This window comes from Nocardia sp. CC201C (assembly GCF_030010695.1).
GTDB classification, from domain to species: Bacteria; Actinomycetota; Actinomycetes; order Mycobacteriales; family Mycobacteriaceae; genus Nocardia; species Nocardia otitidiscaviarum.
In genome coordinates this window covers 1-10,611 of sequence record NZ_JASCXP010000253.1, presented here as the reverse complement: position 1 = coordinate 10,611, position 10,611 = coordinate 1, and the positions used below count along the sequence as shown (strand labels likewise).

The 10,611-nt window shown below is 67.3% G+C and carries 10 protein-coding genes and 1 pseudogene; 3 read left to right on the top strand and 8 right to left on the bottom strand.

Translation table 11 applies throughout. The annotated features are described in order from the left end of the window. The 4 genes and pseudogenes from QK444_RS23665 to QK444_RS23650 all read right to left on the bottom strand — a co-directional run. Positions 1-316, bottom strand: a pseudogene (locus QK444_RS23665) (MATE family efflux transporter); the annotation flags it as partial. Positions 317-469: 153 nt separating this feature from the next. Then, entirely contained in the window at positions 470-721 is a 252-nt protein-coding gene (locus QK444_RS23660; RefSeq protein ID WP_282783783.1) for a hypothetical protein, read from the bottom strand. A gap of 170 nt (positions 722-891) precedes the next feature. Further along, entirely contained in the window at positions 892-2,166 is a 1,275-nt protein-coding gene (locus QK444_RS23655) for a DUF222 domain-containing protein (RefSeq protein WP_282783781.1), read from the bottom strand. 260 nt (positions 2,167-2,426) lie between these two features. Beyond that, positions 2,427-2,927: a hypothetical protein gene (locus QK444_RS23650; RefSeq protein WP_282783778.1), complete on the bottom strand. Its 501-nt coding sequence runs from the start codon at positions 2,925-2,927 to the stop codon at positions 2,427-2,429. Between the two features lie 333 nt (positions 2,928-3,260). Between QK444_RS23650 and QK444_RS23645 the strand changes: the two genes are divergently transcribed. Genes QK444_RS23645 through QK444_RS23635 form a run of 3 tightly spaced genes read left to right on the top strand, consistent with a single transcriptional unit; the run spans position 3,261 to position 4,841 of the window. Continuing rightward, on the top strand, positions 3,261-3,479 hold the full coding sequence (locus tag QK444_RS23645; RefSeq protein ID WP_282783777.1) for a hypothetical protein: 219 nt from the start codon (positions 3,261-3,263) through the stop codon (positions 3,477-3,479). Continuing rightward, entirely contained in the window at positions 3,460-3,981 is a 522-nt protein-coding gene (locus QK444_RS23640; RefSeq protein WP_282783775.1) for a DUF6879 family protein, read from the top strand. Before QK444_RS23645 ends, QK444_RS23640 begins: the two co-directional genes overlap by 20 nt. Continuing rightward, on the top strand, positions 3,978-4,841 hold the full coding sequence (locus QK444_RS23635; RefSeq protein ID WP_282783773.1) for a helix-turn-helix transcriptional regulator: 864 nt from the start codon (positions 3,978-3,980) through the stop codon (positions 4,839-4,841). The genes QK444_RS23640 and QK444_RS23635 overlap by 4 nt, the downstream gene beginning before the upstream one ends. Here QK444_RS23635 and car read toward each other — a convergent pair. The 4 genes from car to QK444_RS23615 form a co-directional block, all read right to left on the bottom strand. Beyond that, complete coding sequence (car, locus tag QK444_RS23630) at positions 4,830-8,300, bottom strand: carboxylic acid reductase (protein WP_282783771.1); 3,471 nt, start codon at positions 8,298-8,300, stop codon at positions 4,830-4,832. The genes QK444_RS23635 and car overlap by 12 nt on opposite strands. A gap of 333 nt (positions 8,301-8,633) precedes the next feature. After that, a complete protein-coding gene (locus QK444_RS23625) occupies positions 8,634-9,674 on the bottom strand; it encodes a bifunctional oligoribonuclease/PAP phosphatase NrnA (protein ID WP_282783787.1) in 1,041 nt (346 codons plus the stop codon). Positions 9,675-9,819: 145 nt separating this feature from the next. Further along, positions 9,820-10,269 carry a 30S ribosome-binding factor RbfA gene (gene rbfA, locus QK444_RS23620; RefSeq protein ID WP_039815975.1) on the bottom strand — a complete coding sequence of 150 codons (450 nt, stop codon included), beginning with the start codon at positions 10,267-10,269 and terminating at the stop codon, positions 9,820-9,822. A gap of 24 nt (positions 10,270-10,293) precedes the next feature. Then, positions 10,294-10,584, bottom strand: a complete 291-nt coding sequence (locus QK444_RS23615; protein WP_282783785.1) for a DUF503 domain-containing protein — start codon at positions 10,582-10,584, stop codon at positions 10,294-10,296. Positions 10,585-10,611 lie beyond the last annotated feature (27 nt).

The window sequence follows — 10,611 nt, the reverse complement described above, 5'->3', positions numbered from 1 at the left end:
GCCGCGCCGCCCGCGCCGTGGTGCCGTAACTCAAGAACGTCAACTGCGCCGACACCTGCACCAGAATCAATCCCCCGACCGCCAGCCCGGCCAGCGCCAACGCCCCGAGCCGACCCACGACGGCCATATCGAACAGCAGGTAGAGCGGTTCGGCCACCAGCACGCCGAGCGTGGGCACGGCGATACCGAGTATCCGCCGCGGACCCGCGTCAGCCGCATCCGCGCCCCGATCCGGGCGCACGGTGGTCACCGTCTCCGCGTCACTCCGCGCCGCGACCTCCGACTCCCCGACCACTTCGCCATCACCCTCGCGCATTCGATCACAATCGCACACGCCGCCGACATGCTCCGAGCACCAGCCGCGGCAAGCCCGCAGGCCCGGCTCGAAGCCGCCCTGGCGATTGGGGTGTGGCCATTCGCCGGCCGGAACCGTATCCGTGTACCGATCCGGAACTGGCGAACCGTGCCGCTAGAAGAGGAAGACCAGGAACCCGAAGAAAGTCACTCCCACGCATAGGAGGACCGCCAGCAGAACAGCGGTGAACACCGAACAGAGGAAGAGTACTCGGGCGGGCTGAGCCATCCGCTGCGTCGAAGGTCGAACCTCAACCCTTCTCCCGACGCCAACCTCCACCCCGAAGGCTCCCCCGTTGTTGACCGCGATCCTCTCGATGATCGCAGCGACTCCGCTTTCATGCCTGGCCTTTTCACTCTCACGCACGCGGCCAGACTGCCACAGAACAGCACCTCCGGTGAGAGATGACAAGGCGCGGTTCTGATGCCGTCTCACCGGCAACCTCGTCCCCGTTGTCGATTCACCGCGGCAATCGAACCGACAAACGGCTTCTCGGTGTCGACCGGTGAAGAGCACGTGGACGGGCCGACGAACGGCTACGGCGCGCGCTTGCCCATCCCCTCGAAGGGGGGCTTGCCCTGGTGTTTGCCGAAGATCATCAGCAGCGGGATCGCACCTTCGGCCATCCGCCACGCCTGCCGCAGGGGGATGGTGGTGCCGGTCGCGGTGACCGCGTGTCCGGCACCGCGCAGCAGATCCTCGACGGTCATGGTGAGGGTGACCGCGACCGGTACCCCGCGGTGGCTGCCCAGATCGATGCGGCCGGGGCCACCACCGGAGGACAGGAACGCTGTCAACGCATCGTGATTGCGTTGAGCGGCGGTGCGGGTGTCACGGCCGATCGCCGCGCGAAGCCGCGCCGGATCGACACCATCGCCCGCGACACCGTCGGCGAGGTTTCCACCGGAGACGCATCCGTCAGAGGTGCGCCCGGCGGGGTGGCCGGTGTCGGGGTCGGACCAGTCGGAGCCGCACCCACCCGGGCCGCACCCATCGCCGCCGCACCCACCCGGGCAGTGCCCGGCGGGGCCTTGCCGATCGGGGTGGACGCAGGCAGGGTAACGGTTCCCCAGTTGTGGGCTGTCAGGGTCGTCGGGCATACACATGCCCGGGCGTGCCCACTTGGCCAGGACGGTGTCGAGCAGCGCCCGCAGTTCGGGGTCGACGTAGCCGGTGACCTGTGACATTCCGTCGATGCGTTGTGGGGACAGCGTGAACCCTCGCAGGCGGGCGCGGTCTCGGTCGGTGGTGAGGGTGCCGTCGGGGTCGAGGAACCCCAGCAGCCGGTCTCCGACGTGGGTGACCTGTTCGGGAGCCAACACCCGGGCGGCGTCGGCGAGGTGGTGTTCGGCGACCGCGCGGGTGGCGGTGTCGACGGCGTCGGGTATCCGGTCCATCACCCGCATGATCGCGCGGGCGTGGGTGGCCGAGATCGCGCCCTCGGCATGCGCGGCCGCGGTGACGGGCAGCGACGGTTCCAGTACCGCGCCGCTGGGTTCGTGGAACACGCCCAGGGCGTGGGCGGCGTCGATGCGGGAGGCGGCCTCGAACCGCGATAGGCGCAGGGTTTCCACCAGATACCGGTGCAGGCCCCGCCGTCCGACCATGCGCGGCAGAGCCCGATCCCCGATCTCGATCAGCAGCCGATGCGACACCGACTCGACTATGCGGCGGCAGGTTTCGAACTCGGCCAGCAAACCCTCGAACTCGCTATCGTCGAAGCCGGTGAGGTCCACGGACTGCAACGCGGTCAAGCCCGCGCGCACAGCGGCGATACCGCTGATGTCGTGGATTCCTTCCCCCGGATTCATGCGTCCATTCTATCGCGAAATACATTGCGGCAGAAGGGCACCGGCTATCTGAACTGCGGATGTTCAGACCCGAAATGCCGGATTCATCGCCTTCATCAGGAAATGAACTTCGGCATCGAAAGCGAAGTTGGGCAAGCCGGAGATGTCACGAATCGCAGCTGCCGCGCCTGCGCGGATCACCGAGCCGGTTATCGGAGCGAGGAAGTCGAGACGCGTACGATAACGACGGCTATCCGGCTCGACACAGGGCGAGAATGCCGCTAGGCCCCATTCACCTTGCGGGGTGGCAACTTTGGTGATGACGGTATTGCTCGACGCTCGTACGTCGCTTCCGGCGACACGGTGATGACGTCGACCAGTTCGGTCAGCGATCCGGGCACCTGCCCGCCCTCGAAATGCACGAGGCCGGGCACGAAGACAGCTCGTGCGCCGAGCCGGCCGATCTGGGACTTCAGCCGGGCCAGTGGCGGCCGACCGAATTTCTGGTCGTAGACGATCATGTCGGCGAAGTCGTAGCCGAGCCGGGCGGCCAGTTCGCGGATGCGCGACTCGTCATGGAACCGGGCCGTGGCGGATACGTCGGTCCGCAGGTACCCGATTGCCGTTGGCCTGTAACGCATGTCGTCTCCTCGCGGGGGTTCGCCGACAGCGCCGCGCATCTCCAGGTACACGCCCGGATACCCGTCGGCGTCATCGTCGTCGTAGGCGTCGAGTTCGAGTACGCCGCCGGGGAACTCGCCGAGCCAGGTCCGCCTCGCCATCCTGCTCCCCTTGTCCGGTGGTTGGTCGAGGCTCGGGAGCGGGACTACCGCACCGCCACCGAGCGCTCGGACTTCACGCTAAGTACTGCGGGCAGCGCTCGTCCATGACTATGCTCGAGAATGCTTATATTGACTGTTCAGCTACGAAGCCGACTTCGTTGGGGGATCATCGAACTGATACGAGCATGAATTCGCTTGCACCGATGTGGGGGTCGAACAATGCGGTTACAGTTTCTCGGCAAAGGCGGCACCGAAGGTGGCGGGTGTCCCTCGTTGTATGCGACGGACAGGGGTACCTACGTCGTCCAAGGTTGGCGGACAGGCACACCGGGCATGATCGAGATTCCCCATCTGCTGTTGGGCTTCGCGCTGCCGGGCACGTTCATCGGGGCGACCCTGACCGATACGGGTCGCGGGACCTTCGTTCTGTCCGGTGCGTCGGTCACCGACCTGGAAGCGTTGCGACAGATGGACATCTACCCCGATGAGACCTGCGTCGAGGTCGCCAAGCTGGGAAGGACATTTTACGGAGATGCTGCTCGCACACGGTGAAGCGTTCAACGACCTGTTTCGGCAGGCCGAACGGGAAGCCTTCCACCTCGAGGTGCGGGACGACTACTACCCGGCGGACTATCCACCGCTGGTACGGTTCCTCGCCGACGAACCCGACGATTACGGGTGGTTTCAGCCGTGGCTGAGCCACGTACGGGCGACCACCGGTCGTGGAGTGGCCGTCAATCGGGCACGGGTGGTTACGGTGCCGCACAACGATTACACCCGGTATGCGAAACACGTTGCCCGCCTCAATGTCGAAGCGGGCGAGGACGTTCGCTATCTGCCGCGGCATCTGATCGCCCCCGACGAGTTGACCGCGGATGATTGGTGGCTGTTCGACGACTCGGTCGTGGCATTCACCGTATTCGAGCCCGGTGCGAACGGACGCTGGGTCGGCGGGGCCGTGACCACCGACCCTCGGATCGTCTCCTACGTCCGAAGTGTGAAGGAACGGGTCTGGTCACTGGCTACTCCCCTGTCGGAGTACGTCGAGGCGTGACCGGTTCGCTGGAACAGGCAAAGGAAGCGCTCGGGGCTCGACTCCGAGAGCTCCGCCAGGACGCGGGTATCAGCGGCACCGAGCTCGCCCGTCGGGCCGGCTGGCATCAGTCCAAGGTCTCGAAGATCGAGTACGGCAAAACCAAGCCCGCCGATGCAGACATCCGGGTGTGGTGCGCTCACACCGGCTCCGAGGCTCAGATACCGGACCTGATCGCAACCCTGCGGAACATCGAAGCCGCGTGGCTCGAGTGGCGACGCGTTCTCGGCACCGGAACCAAGCACAGACAACAGGTTTCGATCAGGCTGGAAGCCGAAACCGAGGTCATGCGGATCTATCACCCGTTCCTGATTCCGGGTCTGCTGCAGACGGCGGAGTATGCCGAGGCGGTACTCCGGAGCGTTGTCGAGTTCCAGCAGGTGCCCGACGACATCGATGCGGGCGTCTCCAAACGGATGGAACGCCAGCAGATCCTGTACCGCCGAAACCACAGGTTCCACTTCATCATCGCGGAGCAAGCCCTACGGACCACGGTGGGCAGCGATCAGACGATGATCGGTCAGCTCGACCGGTTGTCCGCCGTGCTCGGCATGCCGAGGGTCGCGCTCGGGATCGTCCCCGTCGAGTCGCCGTATCGGGTGTCGATGACCAACTTCGCCATGTTCGACCATGCCCGGGTCATGATCGAAACCGTAACGGCCGAACTGACTGTCACCCAGCCTCGGGAGATAGCCCAGTACGGTCGGGCATTCGACGTGCTGGCCGGGCAGTCGGTGACAGGAGACGCTGCCCGCGCCCTGATCCGGCGTGCGATAGCGGCTCGGACAGCACGCGGCGGAGAGCCACCCTCACCCGAGTAGTCCCAGTAGGCGCAGGTCGCTGACGTACTTCTCGATCAACTCCCGGTCCAGGTGCGGGATATCCCCTTCCGGGCCGAGTTTCGCCTGCTGGACGGCGGCGCGGAAGTGCTTGGCGGGGAGGGCGGCTCCGGGGAGGGGTGGGGTGGGGCGGCGGTAGGCGTGCAGGAGGGGTAGCAGGGAGTGCTGGCGTTGCCGGTCGGGTAGGGCGCGCAGGGCCGTTTCGAAGCGGGTGAACCAGTCGGCGTAGTCGTCGATGCGGTCTATGGGGTGGCCCGCGTCGATGAGCCAGTCGACGAAGGTGTCCAGGGAGATGCCGTCGTCGTGGGGGTTGAGGACGTCGTAGGTGTCGAAGCCGCTCGTGGGCGTAGCGCCCAGGGTGGTGACGGCGGCGGCTGTGAAATCGGCTGGGAGGCCGTCGTAGTGGGTACGATGGCGGCGGCCGTGCGCATCGTGAAAAGAGCCGGGCGCCAGGCCGGTGGCCAGGACACTCAGCAGCAGGCGGGTGAACATGTCGGGCACGTTGAGCTGTCCGGCGTAGTGGCTGTGGGCCAGGATCATATCGGAGCGGAAGACCGCCACCGGGAGCCCGAAACGGTCGTGGGCGGCGCGGAGCAGCACCTCCCCGGCCCATTTGCTGTTGCCGTAGCCGTTGGCGTAACCATCGTCGAGGCGGCGTACCGGACTGATCTCGCGAATGTCGCCGTCCTCGGTGAACGTCTCCGGGTCGATACCGGCGGATACGGCCACGGTGGACAGGTAGGTGACCGGCTTCAGCCTCGCGGTCAGGGCCAGGCGGATGACCTCGGCGGTGCCGACGACATTGGGGCCGAACAGCTGGGCGTAGGGCAGGACGTGGTTGACCAGGGCGGCCGGATGGACGATCACGTCGACGGATTCGGCGAGGTCGCGCCAGTCCTGTTCGCTCAGGCCGAGATTCGGTTCGCCGATATCGCCCGCCAGGACGCGCAGCCGCCGCCCGGCGAGGTCGCGGTAGTGGGCTTCCAGCTCCGGATCGCCGGTGGCGAACACCGCGTCGAGACGGCGGCGCGCGGCGTCGGCGTCGCTGCCGCGGACCAGGCAGATCAGGGTGCCGCCCGAATCGTCCAGACGCTGTAGCCATTCGAGGGCGAGGAAGCGGCCGAGATAGCCGTTGGCGCCGGTCAGCAGGACCGTGCGCGGCGGGTCCGTCGGGGCCGACAGGCGCGTGGCCGCAGCCAGCGTGCCGGAATCGAGGAATGCCTCCAGCGCGAGATCGTCGGCGCGCAGCAGTCCGTCGTCGCCGTGCACGGCGGCGGCGGTCGGCCGGGTGCCGGAATCACGTTCGGCCACCAGGTATTCGGCGATCCGCGCCAGATCCGTGGCCGGGCCGACGATGACACCGACCGGCACCTCCACGCCGAAGATATCCCGCAGCAGGGTCGAGAACGACAGCGCGGACAGGGAATCGCCGCCCAGATCCGCGAAGTGGGCGTCGGGCGACACCTCCCCGGCGGCCAGGTCGAGCACGGCACCGGCCGCACGGGTCACGGTCTCCAGAACCGGGCGTTCGTGCGCGCCGCGCCGCAGCGTGGTCAGCTCGTCCTCGCGCTGCTGTGCCAGTTCGGTGTACAGCCGCTCCAGGCGCTCGCTGTAGTGCTCTTTGAGCTTGGGCCGCAGCAGTTTTCCGATACCCGAGAGCAAACCGTTGTCGATGGTGAAGGGCTCGGATTCGATGAGCACCTCGCGCGGGATCTCGTACGGCTGCAAGCCCGATTCCTTGGCGATGCGGTGCAGCGATTCCCCCACCTCCGTACGCGCCCGCGCGGCCGGCAGCGCCAGCACCTCGTCCGTCGGCACCACCACCGCCAGCAGGTACGCGCGTTCGCTCGAGCCGTACACGAAGATCTGCCGGATCAGCGGACTCGTCGCGTACACGGCCTCCAGGGCGGCCACGGTGACGAACTCGCCCTGCGACAGCTTCAGCACATTGTTGCGGCGGTCCACGTACACCAGCTGATCCGGGCCGAGTTCGGCCACCACGTCACCGGTGCGGTAGAAGCCGTCCGCGTCGAACATCTCGGCGGTGATCTCCGGGCGCTTGTAGTAGCCGGGAAACATGCTTTCGGTCTTCAGCAGCAATTCCCCACGCGGGTGGGGCTTGTCGGTGCGGAAGTAGCCCAGTTCGGGGACGTCGACGAGCCGGTAGTCGAGTACGGGAGGCCGCTTGATGCGGTTGTCCAGCAGCACGCTGCCACCCGCCTCGGTGGAGCCGTAGCCATCGTGCAGCTCATCGTCGAGCAACGATTCCATGAAGGTCTTCATCTCGGCGGCCAGCGGCGCACTCCCCGACAGCGCCGTGAGGTAGCGCCCACCCAGCACCCGTTCCCGCAGTTCCGCTTTCACGTCGGTGGCGGCGGTCTCGACATCGTCACCCGCGAGCACCCGCCGGTCCAACTCGCTCTGATAGCGCTGGTGGAGCAGCTCGCACACGCGCGGCACCAGAAACAGTTCGGTGGGCCGCGCCAGACCGAAATCATCCAGGAGGGTGGACATATCGCTGGCGGCGGCGAAATAGGCCGTGCCGCCGCGCATCAGCGTGCCGTAGAGGGACATCCGGCCCGCGACATGGCTGAGCGGCATGTAGTTCATGGTGAGGGCCGGTACTCGAATGTCGTTCGCCGACAACCATAAACCGGCTGCGAGCCGGTCGGTGTACATGGCGCCTTTGGGAGCACCGGTGCTGCCGGAGGTGTAGATGAGCAGGGCGAGCCGTTCACGGTCGGACGGAATGCACAGGGGTGCGGGGAGACTCGCCCCGCGGTCGATGGCATCGGCCACGGTGGCGACCTGGCAGCCCACCTCGGCCAGCCGCTCGCGCGCCGAGTCGACGGCCGACCGGTGCGCCTCGAGCTCGGGCCGGTAGTCGAAGACGAGTACCCGGCGCGGCGCGAATCCGCCGAGGACGGCTTCGACCGCGGCCGGGAGCGTTTCGGCACTGGTCGCCAGCATCCGCGGCTCGGTCTCGGCCATGATCGACCGCCACTGGGCCACCGAGGCGCTGGCCTGGAGCGGCACCGCCACCGCGGCCAGCCGGACCAGCGCCAGATCCACCACCGTGTAGTCCGGGCTGGTGAAGCCCAGCGTGCATACGAAATCACCTGCGCGGACCGGGGATTCGGCATCAGCGCCGCATTCGGCCGCGACCGCGCCGGCTCGTCGCCACAGTTCGCGGTAGGTCATGGTCGAGTATTCGGGCAGCAGCCGCACCGCCCCGTCGACGAGCTCCGACCGCCGCCACGCCAGGGCCGCCCGGTCCCCGTACCCCGACATCACCGCGTCGACGATCCTCGCGAGTCGCACCTCCGCCCGGCGCACCGAGTCGCTCACGGCGGCGTCCGCCACCGCCTCGCGCACCTGATCATCGGCCAGCGCGTCCGCGATTCGCCGTTCACGCCGTTCGGCGCGTGCATCATCGAGCATGACCAACCTCCTGCACAATTGCCGGATTCATTACATCCGCACGCGGCGGACGGGACATGTCACAATTAACTTAGCTTTAGTAACTATCTCAGCGTCCGCCTTACGGCCGCCGCTGTCAAGAACCATCGGGTAACAACGTGGCCGCGCGGCGCGCTCCCCGCCAGTGGGTCCCGAATGCGATGGTCGGCCGCTCGCCCCCCGATCACGGCGATATTCCCCACCCGGCAGGTCCACACGACGCCACCGCGGCACGACACGCGGTGACGATCCTCACTGTCGGCGAACCGGCTCCTCGACACCGGGCAGGCGCGAAGGCATGGATCGTCCTGTGGATCAGCCGAGTTCGGCGAGCAGCGTGGCCACGAGCTGGTCCGGGGTGCCGGAGGTGGTGTAGCCCGCCGCGTAGCGATGACCGCCGCCGCCGAGGGTGGTGGCGATGCGGGCGACATCGACGCCCGGGGTGCCGTCGGGGCGGGCGTGCGAGCGCAGCGAGACCGTCCAGAGGTCGGGGGTGGTGCGGGATTCCTTGAAGACGGCGGCGATTTCGGCCTCGGCGGTGGTGCGGACGATATCGACCACGCTCTCCACCTCCTCCGAGCGGACGCCCGCGGTGTCGTCGCGCCGGACGAAGGCGTAGACCAGGCCCGCGCCACCGGCGGCCGCGGGCTCCAGGCGGGCGGAGCCGAGAACCTTGGAGAGCATGGGCAGCCAGGCGAAGGGATGGGTGTCCATCAGGGTGCGGGTGATGGCGGCGCCGTCGATACCGGTGGCCAGCAGGCGTTCGGCGAGGGTGTGCGAGCCGGGGCGCGGCCATTTGAAGGAACCGGTATCGGTGACCAGTCCCGCGAAGAGGCAGTGCGCGATGGGGCGGTCGATGGGTTCGCCCCAGGCGTCCAGCACCCGAACCACCAAACCCGCTGTGGATTCCGCGGATTCGTCGATGACATTGACGGTGCCGAAGCGGGTGTTGGAGCGGTGGTGATCGAGCACCAGGCTCACCCGGGCACCGGCGAGGCGGTCGCGCAACGTTCCGAGGCGCCCCACGCTGCCGCAGTCCACCGCCACCAGCACGTCGACCTCGGCGGGCACCCGATCGGGCGGCACCAGGAGTTCGATACCGGGCAGTGAGCGCATGGAGACGGGCACCTCCGCCGGTTCCGCGAAGGACACCCGCACCGGCACCCCGCGCCGGTGCAATACCTGCGCCAGCGCCAGTCCGCTGCCGATGGTGTCGGCATCGGGTTGGACGTGGCAGAGCACCGTGACCGATCGCGCGGTGTCCAACACGTCGACGGCGGCGGACAGGTCGACCGGACTGCTCGGTTCTTCGGCGCCGATCCCGGCCACCACGGGTGCGACACCCGAATCGTTCATCACAGGGGAGGGATCGGCGCTCGTGGCGGTGCTGTTATCGGCGTCCACGGCCTCACTCACGACGGCTCCATTCCCGCCCGATAGCGGACCGGTCGGTAATACACATTACCGGGGTAGTACCCACCGGCCCGCGCCGTCACCCGTCTCAGTCCTCGGCGTCGTCGTCGCGGTCGGACTTGTACGGATCCGCGTCACCCGCGTGCTTGGCTCCCGCCGCCACCTGCGCCACCTGGGCGTCGGCGGCCCGGGCGCGGGCGAGCAACTCCTCCATCTCCCGCGCCGCGTTCGGCACGGTATCGAGGGCGAAGGACAGGATGGGGGTGAACTTCACCCCGGTGCCCGCGCCCACCTTGGAGCGCAGAATGCCCTTGGCCTTCTCCAGTCCGGCCGCCGCTTCCGCGTAGTCCGGTTCGGTGTCCAGGGTTTCCCCCATCACCGTGTAGTAGACGGTGGCCTCGCGTAGATCTCCGGTCACCTTGGTATCGGTGACGGTCACGAAACGCAGCCGCGGATCCTTGATCTCGTATTCGATGGCAGTGGCCACGATCGTGGAGATCCGCTTCGCGAGTCGGCGTGCCCTGGCCTGATCAACCATGGGACGTCCCTCCTAACTCGTCTTTCAGTCTTCGGGTCCGAAGACGCGGCGGCGTACCGACAGCAACTCTAACTCCGGTCGGTACGCGACGTGCCGTTCACACTTGTCCAACACTTCGGTCAGATGATTCATGCCGTAGCTGGCAATCGCCACACCGAGCAGCGAACGCCGGTACAGATCGTGTTCCCCGCCCTCGGCGACACTCACGCCGAAGCGTTTCAGATCGGCGATGATCGGGCGGATGACGGAGCGCTTCTCCTTCAGTGAACGCACGTCACCGAGCAAGATATCGAACTCCAGCGCTCCGAAAAACAGCTTTTCAGTCATATGAACGCGCCCCGG

What these genes read in the sequence shown, in the direction of transcription:
- car (WP_282783771.1), bottom strand. Translation starts at nt 8,300, where the DNA reads ATGCTCGATGATGCACGCGCCGAACGGCGTGAACGGCGAATCGCGGAC.
- QK444_RS23645 (WP_282783777.1), top strand. Translation starts at nt 3,261, where the DNA reads ATGATCGAGATTCCCCATCTGCTGTTGGGCTTCGCGCTGCCGGGCACG.
- QK444_RS23640 (WP_282783775.1), top strand. Translation starts at nt 3,460, where the DNA reads ATGCTGCTCGCACACGGTGAAGCGTTCAACGACCTGTTTCGGCAGGCC.
- QK444_RS23625 (WP_282783787.1), bottom strand. Translation starts at nt 9,674, where the DNA reads ATGAACGATTCGGGTGTCGCACCCGTGGTGGCCGGGATCGGCGCCGAA.
- QK444_RS23655 (WP_282783781.1), bottom strand. Translation starts at nt 2,166, where the DNA reads ATGAATCCGGGGGAAGGAATCCACGACATCAGCGGTATCGCCGCTGTG.
- QK444_RS23650 (WP_282783778.1), bottom strand. Translation starts at nt 2,927, where the DNA reads ATGGCGAGGCGGACCTGGCTCGGCGAGTTCCCCGGCGGCGTACTCGAA.
- rbfA (WP_039815975.1), bottom strand. Translation starts at nt 10,269, where the DNA reads ATGGTTGATCAGGCCAGGGCACGCCGACTCGCGAAGCGGATCTCCACG.